Annotated in this window: 22 protein-coding genes and 1 pseudogene; 12 read left to right on the top strand and 11 right to left on the bottom strand. The window is 72.4% G+C overall.

The window, feature by feature from the left end; genetic code table 11:
* A pseudogene (locus EAO73_RS07055) lies at nucleotides 1-241 on the bottom strand (hypothetical protein); the annotation flags it as partial.
* A gap of 268 nt (nucleotides 242-509) precedes the next feature.
* Here EAO73_RS07055 and EAO73_RS07050 point away from each other — a divergent pair.
* Entirely contained in the window at nucleotides 510-3,008 is a 2,499-nt protein-coding gene (locus EAO73_RS07050) for a YfhO family protein (RefSeq protein ID WP_147970559.1), read from the top strand.
* A 73-nt stretch (nucleotides 3,009-3,081) separates the two neighbouring features.
* Here the strand turns inward: EAO73_RS07050 and EAO73_RS07045 are convergent, their stop codons facing one another.
* Complete coding sequence (locus EAO73_RS07045) at nucleotides 3,082-3,729, bottom strand: TetR/AcrR family transcriptional regulator C-terminal domain-containing protein (protein WP_147970558.1); 648 nt, start codon at nucleotides 3,727-3,729, stop codon at nucleotides 3,082-3,084.
* A 58-nt stretch (nucleotides 3,730-3,787) separates the two neighbouring features.
* On the opposite strand from EAO73_RS07045, the gene EAO73_RS07040 reads away from it, so the two are divergent.
* Nucleotides 3,788-5,224 carry an FAD-dependent monooxygenase gene (locus tag EAO73_RS07040; RefSeq protein ID WP_147970557.1) on the top strand — a complete coding sequence of 479 codons (1,437 nt, stop codon included), beginning with the start codon at nucleotides 3,788-3,790 and terminating at the stop codon, nucleotides 5,222-5,224.
* 19 nt (nucleotides 5,225-5,243) lie between these two features.
* Here the strand turns inward: EAO73_RS07040 and leuE are convergent, their stop codons facing one another.
* Entirely contained in the window at nucleotides 5,244-5,900 is a 657-nt protein-coding gene (gene leuE / locus EAO73_RS07035) for a leucine efflux protein LeuE (RefSeq protein WP_147970556.1), read from the bottom strand.
* Nucleotides 5,901-6,121: 221 nt separating this feature from the next.
* Here leuE and EAO73_RS07030 point away from each other — a divergent pair, with 221 nt between their 5' ends.
* Nucleotides 6,122-7,027, top strand: a complete 906-nt coding sequence (locus EAO73_RS07030; protein WP_147970555.1) for a L,D-transpeptidase family protein — start codon at nucleotides 6,122-6,124, stop codon at nucleotides 7,025-7,027.
* 1,137 nt (nucleotides 7,028-8,164) lie between these two features.
* Here EAO73_RS07030 and EAO73_RS07020 read toward each other — a convergent pair.
* The gene (locus EAO73_RS07020) at nucleotides 8,165-9,010 is read right to left on the bottom strand and encodes an RNA polymerase sigma factor (protein ID WP_147970554.1); all 846 of its coding nucleotides are present in this window, start codon (nucleotides 9,008-9,010) and stop codon (nucleotides 8,165-8,167) included.
* 295 nt (nucleotides 9,011-9,305) lie between these two features.
* Between EAO73_RS07020 and EAO73_RS07015 the strand changes: the two genes are divergently transcribed.
* Complete coding sequence (locus EAO73_RS07015; protein ID WP_224756196.1) at nucleotides 9,306-9,827, top strand: NUDIX hydrolase; 522 nt, start codon at nucleotides 9,306-9,308, stop codon at nucleotides 9,825-9,827.
* Nucleotides 9,828-9,832: 5 nt separating this feature from the next.
* Here the strand turns inward: EAO73_RS07015 and EAO73_RS07010 are convergent, their stop codons facing one another.
* From EAO73_RS07010 to EAO73_RS07000, 3 genes are all read right to left on the bottom strand, one after another.
* Complete coding sequence (locus EAO73_RS07010) at nucleotides 9,833-10,402, bottom strand: hypothetical protein (protein ID WP_147970552.1); 570 nt, start codon at nucleotides 10,400-10,402, stop codon at nucleotides 9,833-9,835.
* Nucleotides 10,403-10,548: 146 nt separating this feature from the next.
* Nucleotides 10,549-11,256 carry a DUF4328 domain-containing protein gene (locus EAO73_RS07005; RefSeq protein WP_147970551.1) on the bottom strand — a complete coding sequence of 236 codons (708 nt, stop codon included), beginning with the start codon at nucleotides 11,254-11,256 and terminating at the stop codon, nucleotides 10,549-10,551.
* 234 nt (nucleotides 11,257-11,490) lie between these two features.
* Nucleotides 11,491-13,086 (bottom strand): beta-N-acetylhexosaminidase, encoded by a 1,596-nt coding sequence (locus EAO73_RS07000; RefSeq protein WP_147970550.1) that lies wholly within the window; start codon nucleotides 13,084-13,086, stop codon nucleotides 11,491-11,493.
* A 360-nt stretch (nucleotides 13,087-13,446) separates the two neighbouring features.
* On the opposite strand from EAO73_RS07000, the gene EAO73_RS06995 reads away from it, so the two are divergent.
* From EAO73_RS06995 to EAO73_RS06970, 6 genes are all read left to right on the top strand, one after another.
* The gene (locus tag EAO73_RS06995) at nucleotides 13,447-13,956 is read left to right on the top strand and encodes a 2-oxo-4-hydroxy-4-carboxy-5-ureidoimidazoline decarboxylase (protein WP_147970549.1); all 510 of its coding nucleotides are present in this window, start codon (nucleotides 13,447-13,449) and stop codon (nucleotides 13,954-13,956) included.
* A gap of 243 nt (nucleotides 13,957-14,199) precedes the next feature.
* A complete protein-coding gene (sdhC, locus tag EAO73_RS06990; protein ID WP_147970548.1) occupies nucleotides 14,200-14,580 on the top strand; it encodes a succinate dehydrogenase, cytochrome b556 subunit in 381 nt (126 codons plus the stop codon).
* A 5-nt stretch (nucleotides 14,581-14,585) separates the two neighbouring features.
* Entirely contained in the window at nucleotides 14,586-15,059 is a 474-nt protein-coding gene (locus EAO73_RS06985; RefSeq protein WP_073964328.1) for a succinate dehydrogenase hydrophobic membrane anchor subunit, read from the top strand.
* A 30-nt stretch (nucleotides 15,060-15,089) separates the two neighbouring features.
* Nucleotides 15,090-16,844, top strand: coding sequence for a succinate dehydrogenase flavoprotein subunit (gene sdhA, locus EAO73_RS06980; protein WP_018519181.1), 1,755 nt, complete (start codon nucleotides 15,090-15,092; stop codon nucleotides 16,842-16,844).
* Entirely contained in the window at nucleotides 16,844-17,620 is a 777-nt protein-coding gene (locus EAO73_RS06975) for a succinate dehydrogenase iron-sulfur subunit (protein WP_018519182.1), read from the top strand. The genes sdhA and EAO73_RS06975 overlap by 1 nt, the downstream gene beginning before the upstream one ends.
* A 148-nt stretch (nucleotides 17,621-17,768) precedes the next feature.
* Nucleotides 17,769-18,572 carry a hypothetical protein gene (locus EAO73_RS06970; RefSeq protein WP_147970547.1) on the top strand — a complete coding sequence of 268 codons (804 nt, stop codon included), beginning with the start codon at nucleotides 17,769-17,771 and terminating at the stop codon, nucleotides 18,570-18,572.
* A 1-nt stretch (nucleotide 18,573) separates the two neighbouring features.
* Here EAO73_RS06970 and EAO73_RS06965 read toward each other — a convergent pair whose 3' ends face one another.
* Entirely contained in the window at nucleotides 18,574-19,083 is a 510-nt protein-coding gene (locus tag EAO73_RS06965) for a MarR family winged helix-turn-helix transcriptional regulator (RefSeq protein ID WP_147970546.1), read from the bottom strand.
* 87 nt (nucleotides 19,084-19,170) lie between these two features.
* Between EAO73_RS06965 and EAO73_RS06960 the strand changes: the two genes are divergently transcribed.
* Together EAO73_RS06960 and EAO73_RS06955 are read left to right on the top strand one after the other, a co-directional pair.
* Nucleotides 19,171-20,424 carry an MFS transporter gene (locus EAO73_RS06960; protein WP_147970545.1) on the top strand — a complete coding sequence of 418 codons (1,254 nt, stop codon included), beginning with the start codon at nucleotides 19,171-19,173 and terminating at the stop codon, nucleotides 20,422-20,424.
* A 28-nt stretch (nucleotides 20,425-20,452) separates the two neighbouring features.
* Entirely contained in the window at nucleotides 20,453-21,178 is a 726-nt protein-coding gene (locus tag EAO73_RS06955; RefSeq protein ID WP_147970544.1) for a TetR/AcrR family transcriptional regulator, read from the top strand.
* 28 nt (nucleotides 21,179-21,206) lie between these two features.
* Here EAO73_RS06955 and EAO73_RS06950 read toward each other — a convergent pair whose 3' ends face one another.
* From EAO73_RS06950 to EAO73_RS36390, 3 genes are all read right to left on the bottom strand, one after another.
* A complete protein-coding gene (locus EAO73_RS06950; protein ID WP_147970543.1) occupies nucleotides 21,207-22,760 on the bottom strand; it encodes an ABC transporter substrate-binding protein in 1,554 nt (517 codons plus the stop codon).
* Between the two features lie 222 nt (nucleotides 22,761-22,982).
* The gene (locus EAO73_RS06945) at nucleotides 22,983-24,266 is read right to left on the bottom strand and encodes a metallophosphoesterase (protein ID WP_147970542.1); all 1,284 of its coding nucleotides are present in this window, start codon (nucleotides 24,264-24,266) and stop codon (nucleotides 22,983-22,985) included.
* Nucleotides 24,267-24,331: 65 nt separating this feature from the next.
* Nucleotides 24,332-24,577, bottom strand: a complete 246-nt coding sequence (locus tag EAO73_RS36390; protein WP_203602060.1) for an SCO4848 family membrane protein — start codon at nucleotides 24,575-24,577, stop codon at nucleotides 24,332-24,334.
* Nucleotides 24,578-24,668 lie beyond the last annotated feature (91 nt).

The following is a 24,668-nucleotide window of genomic DNA, read 5'->3' as shown; positions in this document are numbered from 1 at the left end:
GGCCGGGGGCTGTCTGCTCCATGGCGGCGTGGGTGGCCAGCAGGTGCCGCAGCGCCTCGGCGAGCGCGTTGCGGCGCCGGTCGAGGCCGGCGACGAGCTTCCCGCTGTGCGCGGCGCAGGCCCGCAGACAGGTCTCCAGGTCCGTCGGGCTGACCGTCGCACGGGAGGGGGCGGGGTCGCCGGCGGGTATCGGCTGCTCTGCCTCGCGCTGTCGTGGCCAACGGGTGCGGGCTTTCGTCATGGCGCTCCAAAGCGTCTGGTGCCCGTGGGGGGTCGGGGGCTGCGGAGGGGACCGATGCTCATCGGCCGCCGGGGGTTGCGGGGCACGTTAGGAAACCTGGACGGCCGCCGGATGAACTCGCCCTGTCGGCGCGGGAAACTGCGTTCCGGCCCGGCCGCCACGCGTGATGACGGTCCTCGGGCGGCCGGATGAACGCCTGCGGGCCATCGGATGAACCGCCCTGGTGGCCGCGTGATTTCACGATGTTCGATGACATATTCGACGCATCATGAGGACTCCGTCGCTACTCCGTTCGCCGCGCGGCCGGAGCGCCGCTCTGGCCGCCCTGCTCGCCGTCGTGACCGTCTGCGCCGGCGACGCGGCGGCGGGCGGCTTTCCGTTCGGCCCCCGCACCCGCGCCGTGAACGACCTGGGCAATCAGTTCGTCCCGTTCCACACGCACCTGTGGGACCTGCTGCACGGCCGGGCGGACGGCGGGCTGCTGCTGAACTGGCAGTCCGGGTACGGGGCGAGCTTCCTGCCGGACCTCGGTACGTATCTCACCGGTCCGTTCGCGCTGCTGGTCGGTGTGTTCCCGCGCGACCGCGTCGATCTGGCGGTCTACGTGGTCACGCTGGTGAAGACGGGCGCGGCGGCTGCCGCCATGACCTGGCTGCTCACCGCGTTGCGCAGGGGGCGCGGCCGGGAAGGGGCGGCCCTGGTGCTGGGTGCCTCGTACGCGCTGTGCGGCTGGTCGGTGATCGAGGCCGTGTACAACCCGATGTGGCTGGACGGACTGATCGCCTTCCCGTTGCTGTGCCTGGCGGGTGAGTGGGCCAGGACCGGGCGCCGGCCGGTGCTCGGCACGCTCCTGGTGACGCTCGCCTGGGTGTCGAACTTCTACACCGCGTACATGGCGACGCTCGGCGCGGCGCTGGTGCTGGCGGTCCGGCTGCTGCTGGAGGACGGCACGGCGCGCGAGCGGCTGCGCGGGCTGGCGCGCGCGGTGCGCACGGTCCTGCTGGGCATCGGGCTCGCCGCCCCGGTGCTGCTGCCGGTCTTCCTCGGCACCCGGCACGCCTATCCGGGCTGGACCCGGCAGTTCGCCCCGGCCGCCTGGCCGGACGCCGCCGCCCGGCTGCTGCCGGCCACCTACGGCTTCTTCAGTCCGGCGCTCTTCCTCGGCACCGGATCGCTGCTGCTGGCCTGCGCGCTCGCCTTCCACCGGGGGGTGCCGCGCGCCGAACGGTGGGTGTGGCCGGGGCTGGTGGCCCTCGTCGCGCTGTCGTTGCAGTGGGGGCCCACGCATCTGCTGTGGCACGCCTTCGCGACGCCGAACGGCAGCCCGTTCCGCCAGACGTTCGTGCTCTCGGGTCTGGTGGTGATCGCCGCCTGGACCGCCGTGGCGCGCGGCTGGCCGGACAGGCGGGCGCTGCTGGGCGGGGCCGGGGTCCTGGTCCTGATTGCGGCGGGCGCCGTGTCCAGCGACCTTGTCACCCGCTGGACGTATCCGCTGTTCGCGGCGGGCCTGCTGGCGGCGCTCTGCGCGCTCGCGCTGGTACGCGGGGGCCGGTTCGCGGTGCTCGCGGTGGTGCTGCTGGCCGGGGCGCAGGCCGGGCAGGCCGCCGCGACGACCGCGTACGCCGACCGGCAGCGGCTCAAGCAGCTCGACGACTACGCGCCCTGGGGCGAGCGCCAGGACCTGCAGGCCGACGCGGTCGCCCGAGCCGACGGCTGGCCGCGCTACCGCACCGATCCGGGCCTCGAACAGTCCACCGCCAACGACCCGTTGACGGTCGGCGGCCAGGGCGGGGCGTACTACAGCAGCCACACGCCGGACGTGACCACCCGCACCTTCCTCGCGCTCGGCGCGGGCTGGACCTCGCGCGGGCGCGCCCTGCAGAGCCTGGACAACCCGGTGACCGACGCGGTGTTCTCGGTCGGCGCCCGCGTGCACATGCCGCGCGACCCGCACCAGGTCTGGAACCGCCCGGACGCCCGCCCGGTGACCGTGACCCGGCAGGACGTGCCGCCGCTGGTGACCGTGCGTCCGCCGGGCGCCGCGGCCTCCGGCTGGGAGCGCTCGCCGTTCCGTAATCAGGAGAAGCTGCTGGGAGCCCGGGTCTACACGCTGCCGGTGACCTCCCTGCGCTCCGCCGACGGCACACCCGCCGCCGGCCGGAACGCGACGGCGTACGAGGTGGGGCCCGGCGCGTACACGCTGAGCGCGAGCTGTCCGGCGGGCAGCCGGGTGTTCCTGTGGGCCCCCGACCTGTTCGGCACCGCGCGGCTGGGCACGGCCGGCGAGGCCCAGGACGTCCGGGGCGACCTGCCGGCCCGGCGCGCGGGCGTCCTGTCGCTCGGTCCGGGATCGGGCCTGATCACGGTGGCCCTGCGGGCGGAGCGGCCCGGCACCGTCCCGCACGACTCCGTCGGCTGCCTGGCCCCGGAGAGGCTGGCCTCGGCGGTGGCGGGGCTGAAGCGGACGGGGGCGACGCGGGTGACGGTCTCCGGCAGCGGGGTGCGCGCGGAACTCCCGGCGGGGACCCGGGGGACCGCAGTGCTGGCGGCGCCCCGCATCGCGGGCTGGAGCTGCGACGGCCGCCCGGCCGGCTCGTACCTGGGCCTGGTCGCGACCCCGCTGACGGAGGGCCGGACGACGGTGGACTGCGCGTTCCGGCCCCCGGGCCTGCGCGCGGGGACGGCGACGGGCGCGGCGGCCCTGGCGGGCCTGCTCGCGGTGGCGCTGACGCCGCTGATCCGGAACCGGTGGCGGGGGCGGGGGTGACGGGCGCGCGGCCTCGGCGCGGAGCGCCCCGGAACGGGGCGCGCGCGGCGCCGCCTCCGGACGCCCGGGGGCGTCAGCGTCCCCCGTACCGCGCCTCGATCCCCGCGACGATCAGGCGCAGCCCGTCCTCGAACCGTTCGTCGTAGCGGGCGAAGATCTCCTCGCCCGCCGCGGCGGCCAGCGGGTAGCGGGCCAGCCGCCGCGCGCGCTCCTCCACGTCGAAGCCCTCGCGCTCCTGCTCGCCGGGGATCGGGTGGACGCCCTGCTCCTCGCTGACGAACCCCATCGTGTAGGAGTACGCGGTGGTGCCCGCGCGTACCGCCTGCCAGAGCTCGAAGCCGGCGTCGACCATGGTCCGCAGATGGGTTTCGAGCCCGTCGGCGTGATCGGTGCCGGTGAACCGGGCACCGCCGTAGACCTTCGCCCCGTCGCGGTAGCGCAGCAGCATCCGGCGCAGCCCGCTGTTGTAGGCGATGAGCTGTTCCTGCCAGCCCGCCGGGAACGCGGCGGGCAGGTCCTCGGCGAGCGTCCGCCGGTACATGACCGTGGCCATCTCGTCGAGCAGCTCCTGCTTGTCCTTGAAATGCCAGTAGAGCGCGGGCGCCTTCACGTCCAGCTCCTTGGCGATGGCGCGCAGGCTGAGGCCGTCGAGGCCCACCTCGTTCAGCAGCCTCAAGGCCGTGTCGGCCACTCGCGACCGGTCGATCTTCGTCGTACCCACGGTGCCAAGTTAACAGCCGCCCTTGACAACTTAACAGCGTTAAAGTCAGACTCCTTCCATGAAACTTAACAGCGTTAAGGAAACAGACGTCCTCATCGTCGGTGCCGGCCCCTGCGGCCTCGCCCTCGCCTGCGACCTGGCCCGCCGGGGCGTACGCGCCCTCGTGGTGGAGCGTGAGCCGGGGCTCTTCCCCGGCTCACGCGGCAAGGGCATCCAGCCCCGCACCCGGGAGGTCCTGGACGACCTCGGGGTCGGCGACGCGGTCCGCGCGCACGGGGGCCCGGCGCCGGTCGGGATGGCCTGGCAGAACGGCGAGCGGATGGGCGAGCACCGGATGTTCCGGGTCGCGGAGCCGACCGACGCCGAGCCGTACGGGGAGCCGTGGCTGATGCCGCAGTGGCGCACCCAGGAGATCCTGCTGGCCCGGCTGCGCGAACTGGGCGGCGATGTCGCGTTCTCGACCGCGCTGACCGGCCTCGCCCAGGACGCCGACGGGGTCACCGCACGGCTGGGCACCGGCACGGTCCGCGCCTCCTACCTGGTCGCGGCCGACGGCGGCCGGTCCACCGTGCGCCGGGAGCTGGGCATCGCGATGACCGGGGAGACGGTGGACCCGGCCCCGGTGCTGGTGGCCGACGTACGGATCGCGCCGCACGCCCTCGACCGGCTCAACTGGCACATGATGGACACCGACGCGGGGTACATCGCGCTCTGCCCGCTGCCCGGCACCGAGGACTTCCAGCTGGTCGCCCAGTACAAGGACGGCGAACCCGACACCTCGGCGGACGGGGTGCGCGCGGTGGTCGCCGCCCGGACGCACCTGGACGCGGCGGACGTCACCGAGGTGCGCTGGTCCTCGGACTTCCGGCCGCGCGCCGCCCTGGCCGACCGGTTCCGCGAGGGCCGGGTCTTCCTGGCCGGGGACGCCGCGCACGTCCACTCCCCCGCCGGCGGGCAGGGGCTCAACACCAGCGTCCAGGACGCGTACAACCTCGGCTGGAAGCTCGGCCAGGTGCTGCGCCACGGGGCGCCCGCCGCGCTGCTGGACACGTACGAGCAGGAGCGCCGCCCGGTCGCCGCCGACATGCTCGGCCTGTCCACCCGTATCCACCGGGGCCAGCAGGAGCGCGGCGCGGCGACCCAGCAGCTGGGCCTCGGCTACCGCGAGGGCCCGCTGTCGGCGGGCCGGGCCGGCGCGCTGGAGGCCGGTGACCGCGCACCCGACGGGCCCGCCGGCGACCGGCGCCTGTTCGACGTCTTCCGGGGTCCGCACTTCACGCTGCTGGCGGTGGGCACCGACGCGGAGCTGCCGCGGCCGGCCGGCCCGGCACTGCGGACGCACCGGCTGGACGGCGCCTACGAGCCGTACGGCGCGGGGCTGTTCCTGGTCCGGCCCGACGGCTACATCGGCTGGGCGGGCCGGGACGCGTCCGGCCTCGCCGCGTACCTCGCCCCGCTGGGCCTCGGCGTCGAGGAGACCATCGAGGAGGTCTGAGCGCCCGGACGCCGCGCGCTCAGACGCTGCTGAACGACAGCTTCGCGGCGAAGCCCAGGAACAGCACCCCGGCCGCCGACGTGGCACCCGCCGAGAGCCGCCGGCGCCTGCGGAAGGCGGCGGAGAGCCGGGTGCCGCCGAAGATCAGCGCCGACAGGTACAGGAAGCTGGCGATCTGGAGCAGGGTGCCCAGGACCAGGAAGGACAGCGCCGGGTAGGCGTACCCGGGATCCACGAACTGCACGAAGAACGAGATCAGGAAGAGGATCGCCTTCGGGTTGAACAGGCTGACCACCAGCGCCCGCCGGTACGGCCGCTCCATGGTGCCCGGAGTCTGTGCCTCGTCCGTGATCTCGGCGACCCGCCGGTGCCGCTCGCGCCACATCGACACAGCCGCGCGCAGCATCCCGATGGCCATCCAGGTCAGATAGCCCGCGCCCGCGTACTTGACGATCGCGAACAGCACCGGCGTCGTCTGCAGCAGCGACGAGGCACCGAGCGCCGACAGCGTCATCAGCACGGTGTCCCCGGTCCACACCCCGGCGGCGGCCACATACCCGGTCCGCACCCCGCGCCGCGCGGCGACGGACAGCACGTACAGCGAATTGGGCCCCGGCAGCAGAACGATCAGCACGAGGCCGGCGAGATAGGTCGGAAGATCGGTGACACCCAGCATGAAACGGAGTGTCGCACGCGGGTACGACACTCCGGAGGCGGGGGTTCCGGAAGGCTTCGCCGCCCCCTCCTCCGCGTCACTCCCCCTCGGAACGCCTCAGTGGTCACGGTTTTCTCACATCCGCGGGATTCGGCAACCGGGTAAAGCGGGAACCCGTCCCATGAGATACGCGGCCGCACGGGCCGTCGTCGACACCGGGGCCGAGGACGCAGGGGGCTGGGATGATACGCACACGCGGGACCGGGCGCGGTTACGCACTCCGAGGGGCTGCCGCCGTGGCCGTGGTGGCGATGGCCGCCGTGACCGCCGGGTGCAAGGAGCAGCCCGCGTCCGGCGCGTCGGCCGCCCCCTCCGTACCGGTGAACAGCGGCTCCCCCACCGACGACGCGAAGCCGGGCGGCGCCTCCGCGAGCCCGTCCGCAAGCGCGCCGGCGAAGGCGTCGCCCAAGCCGAAGCCGAGCGCGAGCCGCACCACGCCCACGGCCGATCCGCAGGGCAAGGTCCTGATGGCGAGCGGGGCGCAGGGCAAGCAGGTGCGGGAGCTGCAGGCCCGGCTGCGGCAGATCGGGCACTTCAACCGCACCCCCACCGGCTACTACGGGACCGTCACGGTCGCCGCCGTGCAGTCGTTCCAGGGCAAGCGCGGCCTGTCGCGCACCGGGAAGACGGACACCGTCACCTGGCAGAAGCTGCTCGGCATGACGCGCGAGCCCACGGCCGCCGAGCTGAACCCGCCGACCACCCGGCCGGTGGCGAAGCCGGACAAGCGGTGTCTGACGGGGCGGGTGCTCTGCATCAGCAAGAACAGCCGCACCCTGTCCTGGATGATCGACGGCAAGGTCGTCTCGTCGATGGACGTACGGTTCGGCTCGGAGTACACGCCGACCCGCGAGGGCACGTTCTCCGTCTACTGGAAGTCGCGCCACCACGTGTCGTCGATCTACCACACGGCCATGCCGTACGCGATGTTCTTCAGCGGCGGCCAGGCGGTGCACTACTCGTCGGACTTCGCGGCCCGCGGCTACAACGGGGCCTCGCACGGCTGCGTGAACGTCCGGGACGAGGGGAAGATCGCGACCCTGTTCGCCCAGGTCCGCACCGGGGACAAGGTCGTCGTCTACAAGTAGACATATCGATCTGAAGGAGAGGGGCGCGGACGGGACCGGGGGAACGTGTCCCGCCCGCGCCATGTGCGCCGAGCCGCAGGTACGGGGGGAACCCCGGCTCCGGGCGCTGCCGATGACCAGTCGGCTCATTCCGTACAGCGTCGGCGGGCCGAAAAACGTCACACCGACCGGTACGGACGCTCAGCGCGCCGCCGCTCCGGCGGTCGGCCGGGGGTTCTCGGGCGTGCCGGAATCCGACGGCGCCGGGTCCGGGGCGAGGGCCGCCGCCGAGGGGCCGGGCGCCTCGGTGAACCGGATCGCGGGGAGCCGGCCGGAGGAATCGCCGCCCGGCTGTGTGTCTCCCCCGTCGCTCTCGCCGTCCTGCCCGCCCTTCCCGTCCTCGCCGCCGAGCAGCCGGTCGCAGAACCGGTCCAGGTTGCGGGCGCCCTTGGCCAGGGCTTCGAGGCGGGTGCGGCGGTCGTCGTCGAGCTTGCCCTCGCGGTAGTCGCGGCAGGCCTTCAGGGTCTTGGCGTACCAGGTGGACGAGTCCCCGCCGCTGTCGCCGGAGCGGCGAGGGCGACGGCGGCACCGGCCCCGGCCGCACGGGCGGCGGGGGCGCGGAGGTCTCCTCGTCGGGGAGGACGCCGGAGCCGAGTTCCTCCGGGGACGCGGCCGCCGAGACGGAGGTGGCCGGGGAGGGCGCGTGCCGGCCGAAGGGTCCGGGCAGCACCCCGGAACCGGCGGCCACGGCCACCCCTCCTATGGCGCAGCACGCCAGGGAGGCGACCAGGCCGAAGCGCAGGGGCCGGCTCCAGCGGAACGGGCGGTCGCCGCGCGGACCCCCGGCCCCGCCTCTCGCGCCGGAGGCGGCCCTGCCTATGTGGACGGGGGCGAGCATCGCAGTCCCGTAGTCGTCGCCGTGCGCGGCCGGCGCCTTCGCGGCGGCACGGCGCGGGGCGGCGCGGAAGGCGGCGAGCGCGGCGGCCTCGCCGGGGAGTTCGCCGGCGGCGGGGCGGGCGGTGCGGGCGACGGCGTCGAGGGCGGCGGCCAGGCGCTCGGCGTCCTGGCAGGGACGGCCTTCGGCAGGGTCGACCGGTTCGCCGCGGAGCAATTTCTCCGCCGCTTCCTTGTCAAGCCATGCGTACTGCTCGTCGGCCATCACATGTCCTTCTGCGTCCACAGACGCGAATGCGTCACACCGGCGGGAGCCACCAGGCCGGTGCGTGGGGGGCGTTGTACGGGTACGGCGCCGAGTCCCCCGGTCCGGCCCGGCGCACCCGGAGCATTCTCCCGGAGGGACGCCGTCGGCGCTTCGGGACCGGCCGGGTGCCGGGGCGGAACCGGTGCTTCAGGGCCGGGGAGCCCGGCCGGACCGCCGTCCGCGGGGACGGGGACGGCCCGGCCGCCGTCCGCGGGGGCCGGGGTGGCCGGGTCGCCAGGACCGCCGTCCGGGCTGTCCGCCCGCAGCAGTTCGGCGAGCCGTTTCAGTCCTCGGTGGGCGGCGGTGCGGACCGCGCCGGGCCGCTTGCCGAGCGTCTGCGCCGCGCTCTTCGCGTCGAGCCCGACGACCACGCGCAGCACCACGGCCTCGGCCTGGTCCTGCGGCAGCTGGGCGATGAGCGACATGGTGCGGCCGGTCGCCAGAGCCTCGATCGCCTCGTCGGCCGTGTCGGAGACGGCCGGCTTGTCGGACAGCTCCGTCTCGTCGCCGCCGACGGCCGGGCGCCTGCCGCGCATCCGGAGATGGTCCAGGGCCCGGTTGCGGGCTATGCGCGCCGCCCAGCCCCGGAAGCGGTCGGCGTCCCCGCTGAAGCGGTCGATGTCCCGGGCTATCTGCAGCCACGACTCGGACGCCACGTCCTCGGCGTCCGGCTCCCCCACCAGCGTCCTTATGTAGCCCAGCAGCCGCGGCTGCACAGCGCGGTACACAGTACGGAAGGCGTCCTCGTCCCCGTGCTGTGCCGCGAGCACCGCGGCAGTAAGCCCCGCGTCGTCCCCCAGCACTCCCTCAACCCTGCCCTGCTGTCTGTATCGCAGCTGGTCACCACTGCCGCGCCACCCTGCGCGACTCAGCACGCTACGTCCTCGGCGTGCGCCGCGTCCATGACTTGTACAACCCGCAACATTCCATCGCCTGCCCCCGGTGTGACAGAAAACGCACCCACGGCGCTGAGATGAGTACGGGGTCGTCCTGCGGCCCCGCGGAAGACGACCGGGGCCTCTCCTGTGGGGGGTGGCGGCCCCGGTCGTCCTCGTCACTTCCCGCCACGCGGCGGCGGTCACGTACGAGGATGACTCCGTGACGACGACCCAGCACGTTCCCGCCCTCCCGATCCGCGTCTGCGTGGCCCTGGTCGAGGGGGGTCTCGCGGCAGGCGGCGAGATCTGTCTCATCCGGCGCGAGCGCGACGCCGGCGCCCAGTACTCGTTGCCGGGCGGGCTTCTCCACCCGGACGAGCAGGTGCCCGAGGGGCTCGCCCGTGAGTTGCGCGAGGAGCTCGGGGTCGACGTGGACGCCCTGCCCGAGCGGCCCCGGCTGCTCTGGGCGCAGGACCAGGTCACGACCCGGCCGGGCCGGCCCGGCACGTTCCGCCGGCTCCATCTCGTCCATCTGCTGGCCGTGGACCGCGAGGTGCGCGCGGCCCTCCCGGCGGCCGAACTGGACGCCGAGGACCGCACGCGGGTGGTCTGGGTGACCCTCGCGGAGGCGGCCGGGCTCCACCTCTACCCGCCGGTCGGCCCGGCGCTCGGCGGGCTGACCGGGCCGGTCGCGGATGTACTGCTCCCCCCGGTCACCGACCGGACGTACGCCTGGCGGTAGCCGGCTCAGCCCCGGACCCGGGCCCGGCGGGCCGCCGCCGCGCGCAGTACGCGCTGGCCCTCCGTCGAGAGGTCGAGGACCTGGCGCAGGCCCGCGCCGGCGGGGGCGGTGTCGTCGATGGCCGCGAGCATCTCCAGGATCAGGGTCTGCCGTGCGGTCTCACCGGCAAGGAGGGGGCCGGCGCCCGAGAGGTCGCCCGCGCGGCAGCGGGCCACCGGGTCCGGGGCCGCGGACCGGGGCGCGTCGTGGCCGCGGTGGACCTCCAGGGCCAGCACCGAGCAGGCGTCGGCCCAGGCGCGCACCTCCTCGCCGGCCCGGTCGGCCGGGGCGGCGGCGAGCAGTTCGCGGACGCGCCGGACCGGCTCGCCGGGGTCCGCGAGGGTGTCCAGAGCGGCGCGGGCCTCGGCGAGCCGGGCGGGCCAGAGCCGGGGATCGGCGCAGCCCGCCCAGAGCGGGCGCAGCGGGTCGGGGTCGTCGCCCGGGGCGGGCTGGGGCAGACAGCGTTCGAGGCAGGCGGCCGCACCGGCGGCGAGCCCGCGTTCGTCGGCGGCGGCGATCAGTTCGAGCAGGCTCATCGGCGTCTCCTGTCGGCCCTCCCGTACGGACCCGTGCCGGGACACAGTCGGGCGCAGCGCTTCCTGTTATCGCATTCAGCGCCGAATGGCCGAAAAGCGTCACTGCTGCTGGCCGATTACCGCTGGCGGTGCGCCCGGCGCCCGCCTCAGTGCGCCCGGAGCGGCGGCCGCTCAACGGGGAACGTGCCGGTCGCCGCGCGACGGGTCTGCATCTCCGTCAGCCTGCGTACGACCAGGATCGCCAGGACCGCCGCGACGATTTCGAGCCCGTCGCAGACCGCGAGCATGTCTAGGCCGCGGACCATGTCGCCCCCGGTTTTGGCCTTGCCGTAGAAGCCCGCGGCATACCGGGACAGGATCTCCGCCCCGACCAGCAGCGCCCACCAGGCTTTCAGCAGCCCGCGCGGGGCGGCGGACCGGCCGCCGGGGGTGTCGGCCGGGGCGCTCGCGGTCCAGATGTCGCTCGTCACCCGGTAGGGCAGCCAGACGTTGCCGAATGGCACGAACCAGGCACCGATCGCCCAGCCCGGCCGCATCGAGTGGGCGCGCGGGTCGAACGCGTCCGCGTTCAGCCGGACCCGGCGCAGCCACACGAGGAACACGACGGCGGTCACCAGGATGGTGAGTCCCTGGAGCATGCCGGCCGACCGGTACAGCATGTCGGCGCGGTCCCAGGTCTCCGCGTCGACCGCCAGGAAGCCGTCGTCCAGCCCCTCCGCGAGCAGCATGCGGTTGCGGACGCCGGCGGTGATCGCCAGCACGTCCACGACGGCCGCCGCGCCGAGCAGGACGCATGCCGCCCTGCCGAGGCCCACCACGGGGCGCACGGCGTCCAGCCGGGCCGGTGTCCGCATCAGGCCACCGGCCCGTGCCCACCGTACGCGGGCGCACACGGTGCACCGCCCGTCGGCGGTTTTGGCCGGTCTCGCACCGCAGAGTGAACAGAGCATGGAAATGGAACCCCCCAGGATTCGGACGTCGCCGCGAGAAGCGCGCGTCCCCTCCCCAGGACGACGCGGCCCCCGGACCGTAGTGCTCCGGGGCCGCGTTGTCCATGGTCAGAGGCCTGCTCAGGGGCCCGGGGCGGCTCAGCCCGCGTCGATCTCCTTCGCCAGCGACTGGAACTTCGCGTAGCTCAGCTTCGGCTTGCCCGGGACCCACAGCTTCTGGGCCGTCGCCCGCAGCGGCATCCGGATGCCGTCGGCGACCTGCGCGGCGGTCTGGGCGTTCGGGAAGTCGCCCCAGACGGCGAACCGGCCGCCGAGGATCTGGTCCGAGTAGCGCGCCGGGACCGGGGTGGTGCCGCGCAGAACGAGCGGGGTCCACAGCTCGTAGATCCGCTTGCCCGTGGGGTAGACGAAGGCGTTGGGCTGGCCGAGTACGTAGTACATGAACTCGTCGTTGAGGTTGAGGACCTTGCGGCCCTCGCGCAGGTACTCCTCCGGCGACCGGGCCCCGTACTCCTTGCCCGTCCAGTACTCGACCTCGATGTCCTTGTCCGCGCGGACCTCGGTGTCGCGGAACTGGCCGTCGTTCCACGCCTTCGGCTGCTTGCCGTGCTTGCGGACGACGTCCGCCCGGTCGTTGAGCCAGCCGGTGGCGAGGTCCGAGATGCCGGCCGCGGAGCCGTACTTCGCGACCGCCGCGCGCTGGAGCTGCGGGTAGGAGGCGGCCGGGTTGCTCGCCATCAGCGCGCGGTACTCGTCGCCGCCCAGATGCCAGTACGTGCCGCCGAACAGCTCCGCGTACTCGCCCAGCAGCTCGTCGATCAGCTTGGCCGCGCCCGGCTTGGAGATGTCCAGCGACCCGGTCGAGGCGACGCCGGAGACGTTGTGCAGCTGGAGGTCGGGGTGGGCACGCAGGACCGCGCCGAGGTGGCCCGGCGAGTCGATCTCCGGGACGACCTGGATGTGCAGCCGGCCGGCCAGCGCGAGGATGTGCCGCACCTGAGCCTTGGTCAGGTGGTCCGGCGAGACCACCTCGGGGTGCGTGTCGGACTCGATGCGGAAGGCCTGGTCGTCGGAGAAGTGCAGGCCGAGCTGGTTGAGCTTGAGGTCGGCCATCTCGCGCATCCGGTCCTCGATCCAGGACGCGGTGTAGTGCTTGCGCGCGATGTCGAGGTTGAGGCCGCGCTGCGGCTTGTCGGGCCGGTCGCGCACCTCGCCCTCGGGCATGGAGCCGTCGGCGCGCACCGACTGCTTCAGGGTGCGCGTGCCGTAGAAGACGCCCGCCTCGCCGGGTCCGCTGATCCTGACGCGCCCGTCGGCGGTGCGCAGCGTGTACGACTCCGGGCCGCCGGACGCCTTCGGGGTGAGGGCCAGTTCGACGTCACCGGCGCGGGCCGCCACCTCGCCCCGGTAGTGGATCTTCAGCTCGCCGGCCAGCAGCTTCCCCTCGTCGGCGAGCTTGCCGCTGCCCTTCGCGACGACGACACCGCTGTCCTCGCCGGGCTTCCAGCCGGGCCCGTGGGCGGGGGTGTGCTCCCGTACGGCCGGGATGGTGCGGGGGGTCTTGGAGAGCGGGTAGCTCCGGGTCGGCGAGGGCTTGGGGGACGGGGACGACGCCGCGCGGGACGTCTCGGGGCCGTTGCCGTGTTCGGTTCCGGAGCCGCCGCAGCCGACGAGGGCCACGCTCGCCGCGGCCGCCGCCGCCACGGCCAGGAGGGCGCCGCGTGAAGGTGCCATCAGTCAGAAACCTCCGGTTCGGGGAATTCGGGGAATTCGGGGAAAGGGAGCAGAACCACGAGAAAACAGGGCGGATGTAGGGAGGTAACCGGGCATTCTCCTCACACATCCGCTCTCCAGGCATCAGGAAACTCTCCCGTCCGGGTGAAATTCGCGCATCCTTGGCCCGGCCGTTTCCCCGTATCGCTAGCGTTGAGCCCCATTCGTCTCTCCTTTCGCCCCGCATCCGCCTGGTCCCGTCGGTCCCACCCCCTCCAGGTTCACAGATGCCGTTGATCACAGGAGTCCACGCTGTCCAGGTCCAGCGAGTCCCACGCCGGCCTTCCCGAGCAGCCGCCCCGGCCCGCCCGGCGCACCGCCGTGCCCGTGCAGAACCGCGGCTGCGCCACCGCCCGGCCCACCGCGCACCTCTGGGACCTGCCCCGTTTCAACACCGCGCCCGCCCCGGAGGCCGAGGCCGCGCTGCTGGAGTGCTTCGGCAGCCACGGCTGGGCGCAGCGGCTGGCCGCCCACCGCCCCTACCCGGACGTGGAGGCACTGCTCGCCGCGGCCGACGAGGCGGTCTACGACCTCTCCCCCACCGACCACGCGGAGGCGCTGGCCGTCGAGGCCTCCCCGGGGCTGCGGCCGGACGCGCCGCGCTCCGCCCATCTCGCGCTGGCCGCCGCACACGCCGAGTACGAACGCAAGTTCGGCCATGTCTTCGTGATCTGCCTGGACGGCTATCCGCCCGCCGAACACCCCGACCAGGTCCTGGCCGGCATCCGGGCCCGGCTGGCGCACGAGGAGGAGCGGGAGCGGGCGGTCACGGCGGACGAGATGCGGCGACTCGCCCGGGGCCGCCTGGCCGCGCTGGTATCGAGTCGGTAACGGGTGGGCGGCGGGCGGCGCGGCCCGGAATCCCCGGCCGCAGGCGGGTGAGCAGGGCGTCGGGGGCCTGTCCATAGCCCGTCCGTGCCTGTTTCGTTGCCACTTTGATCACACCAGAGGCCCCCGCGCGATCGAACCGACAATCCGTCGCTACGATGGCCGGGGCCGGTGGACCGTACCCGGCCGGGTCAGACCGACAGTCAAGCCGGCCGACCCCAATCCCCGCTCCCGGAGGGTTCTTCCGTGCCGGCTGGAACGCTGTACCGCGGCCGGGAAGGCATGTGGTCCTGGGTGGCTCATCGAGTCACCGGTGTCCTCATTTTCTTCTTCCTGTTCGTGCATGTCCTGGACACCGCCCTCGTCCGCGTCTCCCCGGAGGCCTACGACGACGTCGTGTCCACGTACAAGACGCCGATCGTCGCGCTCCTCGAATACGGCCTGGTGGCCGCGATTCTCTTCCACGCGCTGAACGGCCTGCGCATCGTCGCCGTCGACTTCTGGGCCAAGGGCCCGCGCGTTCAGAAGCAGATGCTCTGGGGCGTGCTCGGCATCTGGATCGTGCTCATGGTCGGGGCCCTGTACCCCGTCCTCGGCCACGCCGTACGCGAACTCTTCGGGAGCTGAGGCCCATGTCCACCGAGACTTCCGCGATCGGCGCAGTCGAAGGCGTGAGCCTGTACGACGTCGACAACCCGGCCCCCGTCATCGAGCCGCCGCGCAAGCGGACCGGCAAGACCCCCAAGGGCTCGCGCACCAACTTCGAGATGTACGCCTGGCTCTTCATGCGCCTGTCGGGCATCGTCCTGGTCGTCCTGGTCATCGGGCACCTGCTGATCCAGCTGGTGCTGGACGGCGGCGTCTCCAAGATCGGCTTCGCCTTCGTGGCCGGCCGCTGGGCCTCGCCGTTCTGGCAGGTCTGGGACCTGGCGATGCTGTGGCTCGCCATGCTGCACGGCGCCAACGGTCTGCGTACGGTCATCAACGACTACGCCGAACGGGACAACACCCGCTTCTGGCTGAAGATGCTGCTGTACACCGCCACGGTGTTCACCGTCCTGCTGGGCACGCTGGTGATCTTCACCTTCGACCCGAACATCCGCTAGGCGCCGGGCCCGAAGGACCAGAGGTAAACCATGCAGATCCACAAGTACGACACCGTCATCGTCGGCGCCGGCGGCGCCGGCATGCGCGCGGCCATCGAGTCGACCAAGCGCAGCCGCACCGCCGTGCTGACCAAGCTCTACCCCACCCGCTCCCACACGGGCGCCGCGCAGGGCGGCATGGCCGCCGCGCTGGCCAACGTGGAGGAGGACAACTGGGAGTGGCACACCTTCGACACGATCAAGGGCGGTGACTACCTGGTCGACCAGGACGCCGCCGAGATCCTGGCGAAGGAGGCCATCGACGCCGTTCTCGACCTGGAGAAGATGGGCCTGCCGTTCGGCCGTACGCCCGAGGGCCGCATCGACCAGCGCCGGTTCGGCGGTCACTCCCGCAACCACGGTGAGGCCCCGGTCCGCCGCGCCTGCTACTCGGGCGACCGCACCGGCCACATGATCCTCCAGACGCTGTACCAGAACTGCGTCAAGGAGGGCGTGGAGTTCTTCAACGAGTTCTACGTCCTGGACCAGCTGGTCGTCGAGGTGGACGGCGTCAAGAAGTCCGCCGGCGTCGTCGCCTACGAGCTGGCCACCGGCGAGATCCACGTCTTCCAGGCGAAGTCGGTCATCTACGCCTCGGGCGGCACCGGCAAGTTCTTCAAGGTGACGTCGAACGCGCACACCCTGACCGGTGACGGCCAGGCCGCCTGCTACCGCCGGGGTCTGCCGCTGGAGGACATGGAGTTCTTCCAGTTCCACCCGACGGGCATCTGGCGCATGGGCATCCTGCTGACGGAGGGCGCCCGCGGTGAGGGCGGCATCCTCCGCAACAAGGACGGCGAGCGCTTCATGGAGAAGTACGCGCCCGTCATGAAGGACCTCGCGTCCCGTGACGTCGTGTCCCGCTCCATCTACACGGAGATCCGCGAGGGCCGCGGCTGCGGTCCCGAGGGCGACCACGTCTACCTCGACCTGACGCACCTGCCGCCGGAGCAGCTGGACGCCAAGCTCCCGGACATCACCGAGTTCGCGCGTACGTACCTCGGCATCGAGCCCTACACGGACCCGATCCCGATCCAGCCGACCGCGCACTACGCCATGGGCGGCATCCCGACCAACGTCGAGGGCGAGGTGCTGGCCGACAACACCACCGTCGTCCCGGGCCTGTACGCCGCCGGCGAGGTCGCCTGCGTGTCGGTGCACGGCGCCAACCGCCTCGGCACGAACTCGCTGCTCGACATCAACGTCTTCGGACGCCGCGCGGGCATCGCCGCCGCCGAGTACGCCGAGAAGAGCGACTTCGTCGAGCTTCCCGAGAACCCGGCGCAGCTGGTCGTCGACCAGGTCGAGCGGCTGCGCGACTCCACGGGCACCGAGCGGGTCGCGACGATCCGCCAGGAGCTCCAGGAGTGCATGGACGCCAACGTGATGGTGTTCCGCACCGAGCAGACGATCAAGACCGCGGTCGACAAGATCGCGGAGCTGCGCAAGCGCTACCTCGACGTGTCGGTCCAGGACAAGGGCAAGCGGTTCAACACGGACCTGCTGGAGGCCATCGAGCTGGGCAACCTGCTCGACCTCGCCGAGGTCATGGCGACGTCGGCGCTGGCGCGCAAGGAGTCCCGCGGCGGTCACTACCGCGAGGACTACCCCAACCGCGACGACGTCAACTTCATGCGCCACACCATGGCGTACCGCGAGGTCGCCGAGGACGGCACCGAGTCGATCCGGCTGGACTACAAGCCGGTCGTCCAGACCCGCTACCAGCCGATGGAGCGTAAGTACTGATGGCTACACCCACCCTGGACAAGGCCGACAAGGCTCCCGAGCCCGAGGCCGGCTTCGCCGACTCGCCGTACATCACGGCCACGTTCCGCATCCGGCGGTTCAACCCGGAGGTCTCCGACGAGGCCCAGTGGCAGGACTTCCAGATCGAGATCGACCCGAAGGAGCGTGTGCTCGACGCCCTTCACAAGATCAAGTGGAACCAGGACGGGACGCTCACGTTCCGCCGCTCCTGCGCGCACGGCATCTGCGGTTCGGACGCCATGCGGATCAACGGCAAGAACAGGCTCGCCTGCAAGACGCTGATCAAGGACCTGAGCCCGGAGAAGCCGATCACGATCGAGGCCATCAAGGGCCTCACGGTCCTCAAGGACCTGGTGGTCGACATGGACCCGTTCTTCCAGGCCTACCGCGACGTCATGCCCTTCCTCATCACCAAGGGGAACGAGCCGACCCGCGAGCGTCTGCAGTCCCCCGAGGACCGCGAGCGCTTCGACGACACCACCAAGTGCATCCTGTGCGCCGCGTGCACGTCCTCGTGCCCGGTGTTCTGGAACGACGGCCAGTACTTCGGCCCGGCGGCGATCGTCAACGCGCACCGCTTCATCTTCGACTCTCGCGACGAGGGCGGCGAGCAGCGCCTGGAGATCCTCAACGACCGTGACGGTGTGTGGCGTTGCCGCACCACCTTCAACTGCACGGACGCCTGCCCGCGTGGCATCGAGGTCACCAAGGCGATCCAGGAGGTCAAGCGCGCCCTGATCACGCGTCGCTTCTGATCCCCGAGCACCTGAAGAGGCCCGGTCCCCCGCGGGGGACCGGGCCTCTTGCCGTGCCCGCCGCCCCGGGCGGTACCGTCGTGCGGAGCCGGCACGAGAGCGGGGGAAGCGTTGTGAAGGCGACCGATCCGTACGCGGCGGCCCTGCGATGACCGTCCTGAGGCATTCCGTCACCGTCCTGGCCGTGGGCCCCGAACTGGCCGGTGAACTGGCCTCGTTGCTCTGGGACGCGGCCGAATCCAGCCGGGTGCGTGGGCAGAGCGTGCTCATGCCGGACGGGCAGCCGGCCGACGGTCTGCGGCTGGTGAAGGGCCGTCACCTCACACCCGGCGCGCGGTACGAGATCGGCCGGCCCGACGACGCGGAGCGCATGACGCTGGGCGTACGCGAGTGGCGGCGCACAAGTGCCGTCGAGGTGGAGCAGCAGGTGAGCGCGCCGGACCTGAACGGCCGGCTGACGCTGCGGCTGACCTCCCCGGACCGGCCCCGGCTGCTCGATGCGCGGGGGCGGATGTGGGGGCCGGACGGCTCGGGGGCGATCCAGCGGGGCTCGGGACGGGCGCGGGTCGATCTGGCCGCGTGGTGGGACGCGGCGGCGCTTGTGCCCGGCGCGCCGCCGGACGCGCGTGCCCCCGCGAGGGCACGGGTGAAGCATCTGCTGGGCGAGGCGCGGCTGTATCTGCGGCCCCGGCGCGCGGAGGACGGCCGCTGGCTGGTGGAGGCGGCGGCCTCGGTGCGCGGCCGTTGGCTGCTGCGTCCGGTCGCCGCCGTCGTCCTGCTGCTGGCCGGGGGCCCGTTGCGGCGGGGCTTCCGGGACGCGGTGGAACGGGCGGCCCGGGGGTGGGACGAGGCGGTGGCCGAGCTGCTGGCGCTCGGCCCCGAGGGCATCAGGGAGGAGCTCGCCCGGCAGATGGCGCGGGGGCGGCCGGAGGAGGACTCCCCGAAGGGCTGACTCAGTCCCAGGCGGCGCCGCCCCGGTCCTCGGCGACCACCATGATCCGGCGCAGCATGTCGTTGAGCAGGGCCCGTTCGCCCTTGTCCAGGACGCCGAGCAGCCGTTCCTCCTCGTGTCCGAGGATGCCCATCGCACCGAGCCAGGTCGCCCGGCCCTCGTCGGTCAGCTGGACGTCGACGCGGCGCCGGTCCGTCGTGGACGGGGTGCGCCGGACGAACGCGCGGCGTTCCAGCGCGTCCAGCCGGCCGGTGACGGAGGCGGGGGCGAGGTCGAGGTCGGCGGCCAGTTCGGACGGGGCCGCCGTGCCGCCGCGTCCGGCGAGCTTGTGCAGGGTGTCGAACTCCTGCCGGTCCAGGTCGAAGTCGACGAGCGACTGCTCGCGCACCCGGCGCAGATGGACGGAGAGCTTCTTCATCCGGGTCACCGCGCCCTCGATGTCCGGATCGAGCTCGGGAAGCACGGGTCTCCACCGCTCGACATGCCCGTCGGTCCAGTCGCGTAGCTCCATGCGCCTCAGCCTACGCGGCACCCCTGGACCTTTCGGGACCGAAAATCTCGTTGACGGATACTTCGGAACCGAAATAAATTGCCGCCCATGGCTTCCACGGCTCATCCCTTACGCACACGCTCCTTCCGGCTGCTCTTCATCGGACGGTCCCTGTCGATGCTGGGCGACGCGGCGATCCCGGCCGCGCTCACCCTCGCCGTCTACCTGGCCACCGGCTCCACCGGGGCCCTCGCCCTGGTCCTGGCGTGCGCGATGGTGCCCAAGCTGCTGCTGCTCCCGCTCGGCGGGGTTGTCGGCGACCGCTTCAACGCGCGCACGGTGGCCCTGACCACCGACCTCGTGCGGTGCGCCACCCAGCTCTTCGTCGGCGCCGAACTGCTGTCCGGCACCCCGGCCCTCTGGCAGATCGCCCTCGCCGAGGCGGTCGGCGGCGCCGCCGGGGCCTTCGCGATGCCGACCTCGTCCCCGCTGATCCGGGGCACCGTGGACGAGGCGGGACTGCTGCGGGCCAACTCCCTGATGGCGGTGGTCTCCGGGGCCGCCCGGATCGGCGGGCCCGCCGTCGCCGGTGTCCTGATCCTCACGGCGGGACCGGGCTGGGCCTTCGTGCTGGACGGCGCGAGCTTCGCGGTCAGCGCCGCCCTGCTGTACGTGATCCGGGTCCGGCATGTACCGATCCCCCGGCGCTCTCTGCTCAGCGACCTCAAGGAGGGCTGGACCGAGGTCCGCAGCCGCGACTGGTACTGGACGAGCCTGATCGCGCACGCCGTCTGGAACGGCGCATCGGCCACACTGATGACGCTCGGCCCGGCCCTCTTCCTCAACGGCCCCGGCGGCAAGGGGAGCTGGGTCGTGCTGCTCCAGACCGGCGCGGTCGGTCTGCTGCTCGGTTCGCTGGTGGCCGGCCGGGTCCGGCCGCGCCGCCCGGTCCTCGCCGCCAACCTGGCCGGTTCGCTGTACTTCCTGCCGCTCTGCCTGCTGGCCGGGCACGCGCCCATGGCGGTGTCCCTCGCCGCGTACGGGATCGCCATGGCCGGTCTCGGCTTCCTCAACCCGGTCTGGGAGACCGCCGTCCAGTCCGCCATACCCGCGCACACCCTGGCCCGGGTGACCTCGTACGACTGGCTGCTGTCCTTCGCCGCGATGCCGCTCGGCTACGCCCTCGCCCCGCTCGCCGCCTCCGCCTGGGACGCGGAGATCCCGCTCGCGGTGGCCGGTCTGGTGGCCGGTGCGGCCTGCGCGGGCACCGCCGCCGTGCCGGGCGTGCGGCGCTTCGGGGCCCCCGCCGCCGGGAAGGCGCACGAGGCCGGGGCACCGGCGGGGACGCCCGCGGCCGGGTAGGGGGCGCGACCCGGATACGCTCGGGCCCGTGGTGAAGGAAGAGAAGGACGCCAAGGCGGTCAAGGCCCCCAAGAGCGAGCAGACCCGTGCCCTGATCCTCGAAACCGCACTCCGGCTCTTCCAGGAGCGCGGTTTCGACCGGACGACGATGCGGGCCATCGCCCAGGAGGCCGGCGTCTCCGTGGGCAACGCCTACTACTACTTCTCGTCCAAGGAGCACCTGGTCCAGGGCTTCTACGACCGGCTCGCCGCCGAGCACGCGGCGGCGGTGCGGCCGGTCCTGGACGGCGAGAAGGACCTCGCGGCGCGGATGCGCGGGGTGCTCCTCGCGTGGCTGGACGTGGCGGAGCCGTACCGCCCCTTCGCCACCCAGTTCTTCAAGAACGCCGCCGACCCCGAGAGCCCGCTCAGCCCGTTCTCGGCGGAGTCGGCCGCCGCCCGCGAGGCGGTCATCGCCCTCCACGAGGAGTGCCTGACCGGCTCCACCACCCGGACCGACCCCGAACTGGGCCCGCAGCTCCCGGAGTTGATGTGGCTCATGCATATGGGCCTGGTGCTGTTCTGGGTGTACGACCGGACCCAGGGCGCGGAACGCAGCCGCCGGCTCGTCGCGCGCACCGTCCCGATCGCCGCCCGCGCGGTGGCGCTGTCCCGGTTCCGGGTACTGCGGCCGCTGGTGCGCCAGGTGCACGAGGTGCTGGACGAGTTCATGCCGGGAACGACGAAGCGGGCGGCAGGACCGGAGAAGTCCTGACCGCCCGCGTGCGCCGTTGCCGTACGGATCAGATCCGGCCGAGCTCCCACAGGCGCCACACGCCCGTGCCGTCGGAGAGGTACTGCGAACCGGAGATGTCGGCCTTGGCGACGACGTAGTCCTTCTTCTGCCACAGCGGCACCAGCGGCACGTCCTCGCCGACCAGCTTCTGGAGCGCCTTGAAGTCCGCCGAGGCCCGACTGCGGTCGCTGTACTGCAGCGTGGAGCTGATCAGCTGGTCCATCTTCTTGCTGGTGTAACCGTTGTGAAGGCTGCTGTCGCGGCCGACGAGCGGCTGGCTGAAGGTGTCGGGGTCCGGGTAGTCCGGGAGCCAGCCGACGGTGTACATGTCGTACTCGCCGTTCGCGTAGCCCTTCTGGAACCGGGTCCACTCGACGGCCTTGATCTTGACCTTGAACAGCCCGGTGGCGTTCAGCTGCCGCTGGATCTCCTTCGTCTCCTCGATGTACTGGTCGCCGTCGCGGTAGGCGAAGGTGACCGGCAGCGGCGTCTGGGCGCCCGCCTCCTCCATGAGCGCCTTCGCGCGCTTGGCGTCCGGCGAGGGGTAGGCGTCGAAGAACGGGGTGCTGTGCCCGATGGTGCCCTGCGGGATCAGCGAGTAGAGCGGGTCGACGGTGCCCTTGTAGACGTCGCTCACCAGCGGACCGCGGTCGATGACCGCCGCGATGGCCTGGCGGACCCGGCGGTCGGCGAGCGGGGAGTCCTTGCGGACGTTGAAGACGAGGTTGCGGATCTCGGCGCTGTCGGCCTCGGTGACGCGCTTGTCGGTGTCGCCCGGGTTCAGGCTCGCGAGCGTGGCCGGCGGGAGCTGACGGTGAGTGACCTCGACCTGGCCGGAGTTCCAGGCCGCGAGGAGGTCCTCCGACTCCTTGTAGTAGCGCACGGTGACCGGGCCGCCGGTCTCCTTGAGCGCTCCCTTGTACCGCGAGTTCGGCACGAGTTCGGCCTTGACGCCGGGCTCGTACGACTTCAGGACGTACGGACCGGAGCCCGTCACCTTGTTGTCGTTGCGCAGCTTGTGCTCCGCGTAGGCGTCCTTCTCGACGATCGCGCCGGCGCCGGTGGCGATCTTCTGCGGGAAGGTCGCGTCACGCGAGGAGAGGTTGAAGGTGATGACCCGCCCGTCGACGACCACGTTCTTCAGGCTGGGGAAGAGGACCGAGGGACCGACGTCCGTCTTGATCTCCAGCATCCGGTCGAACGAGTACTTGACGTCCTCGGCGGTGACGTCCTTGCCGTCCGAGAACGTCAGGTCGTCACGGAGCTTGCACTGGTACGTCTGCAGCTTCCCGCCGATGAAGCCGCAGCTCTCGGCGGCGTCCGGCTCGGGCACGATCGCCCCGGACTTGAACGTCATCAGCGACTGGTAGACGTTGCTGTACATCGCCCAGGAACCGGCGTCGTAGGCGCCCGCCGGGTCGAGCGAGGTCACCGCGTCGGTCGTGCCGACGACGACCGGGTCGGAGTCGCCCTCCTCCGAGGGAAGCAGTTGCCAGGCGACCACGCCTGCGATGACCAATACCGCGAAAATCGCGAGAATCCGTAGCCGGATCGACCGCATTGACGTGCTCTCCCTTAACTGCCCCACCTCGGTGTCGCGCTCAGATACGCAGATCACCGCACGTTCGCGCTCAGCCAATCACACGATTTTCACATCTGGAAGGGGAGATCAGAGGCTCACAGTCAATTGTTGGTCAGTCGAAACCTTCTGCCCGTTACCTCGAATACAGAGGGTTCACCACCGGTCACCGGATCAGCCATTCCGGAACGTCCGCGCAGGCACTTAGGCCTGCCGGGACGCGAGCTCGACGACGGTGATGTCGGAGGGTGCTCCGACCCGCACGGGCGGGCCCCAGGCACCGGCGCCGCGTGTGACGTAGAGCTGGGTGTCGCCGTAGCGTTCGAGTCCGGCGACCGTGGGATTCGACAGCTCCGCGATGTAGTTGCCGGGCCAGAGCTGGCCGCCGTGGGTGTGCCCGGAGAGCTGCAGGTCGACGCCGTATTCGACGGCCTCGTCGATGACCACCGGCTGGTGGGCCAGGAGCACGGCCGCGCGGCCGGGATCGCGGTCGCCGAGGGCGCGGGCGAAATCCGGGCCCTGCCCTTCGCTCTCGCCACCGATGTCATTGACCCCGGCCAGATCGAAACCGCCGGTCTCCACCCGCGCGTTCTCCAGCGGATGCAGTCCCAATTCCCTTATGTGATCAACCCATTGGGCCGCACCGGAGTAGTACTCGTGATTGCCGGTGACAAAGAACGCGCCGTGCCGGGCACGGAGAGCGGCGAGCGGTTCGGCGGCCGGACCGAGATCGTCCACCGATCCGTCGACCAGATCACCGACGACCGCGACGAGATCGGGCTGCGTCCGGTTGACGGCGTCCACGATCCGTTGCGTATGGGACCGGCCCAGGATCGGGCCCAGGTGAATATCGCTGACGACGGCGATCCGGAATCCGTGCGCGGACCGGGGCAGCCGGGCGAGCGGCACGGTGACCCGTTTCACCCGGGGCCCGCGCAGCACCCCGTACGTCCCGTAGCCGACGGTCCCGAACCCGGCGGCCGCGGCGGCGCCCCCGACGGCCCGCGCCACGAACAGCCGCCGCGACGGGTCGCCGGGGGCGGACCCGCGGGCGGGTTCCGGTACGGGTCCGGGGGCCGGCTCCGTCACGGGGGCGGCCTCCGGCGCGGACGCGGGTACGGACACGGGCGCGGGTTCCGGTTCGGGCTCCGGCGCGGCGGCCGCCCGGCGCGCGAGCCACCGGCGCAGCAGCGGGCGCACGGCCTCGCCCACCAGCAGCGCGAGCGTCAGATAGAGCAGCGCGGCGAGCCAGAGGAACCCCGGCCAGGCCAGCACCTGCTGGATGCGGAAGGGCGCACCCGCACGGCCGGAGACCAGGGCACCGACGCTGAGGAGCGGCAGCACGTACGCGGCGATCGTGCCGGCCCGCCGCCATGGGCTGCCGGGTGTCGTGGTGTCACCGACGAACCGGCGCCACACATAGCGGTGGACGGCCACGAGCAGCGCGAGCACCGCGACCGCCACCAGAGTGAACCCCACGATCCGCACGGCTGCCCCTTAGCCCCGTTCGCCCCTGTATCGCCCGATTCGACCCACGGACGGGGCCGACGCTTTCAAGCCTTCTCGGTGCGCAGGGCCCTGACGCCCCGGAACCCGATCCATCCCACGGCCGTCCCCAGAAGAAAGGACGTGATGGCGAGCAGCAGATGCACCCAGAAGTACGCGGTCGGGTCACCGGCGTCGTCGAAGGCGAGGCCGCTGCCGTCCTTCCACAAGTTTTTAGCGAAGGTGACCCAGATGACCCACGACCACGCCCCGAAGGCGAGCAGGAACCAGGACACCGGGCGGCTGAGCTTCATGGCTTCAGTATCGCCGCCGCGCTCCGGGTGGCTCGGGCGGGGTGGTCCGTCCCGGCGGTCCGCACGGCGGGTCACGACGCCGATACATATA

This window comes from Streptomyces sp. col6 (assembly GCF_008042035.1).
GTDB lineage: Bacteria > Actinomycetota > Actinomycetes > Streptomycetales > Streptomycetaceae > Streptomyces.
The sequence above is the reverse complement of the archived record's forward strand: the minus strand, read 5'-3'. Positions and strand labels throughout refer to the sequence as shown.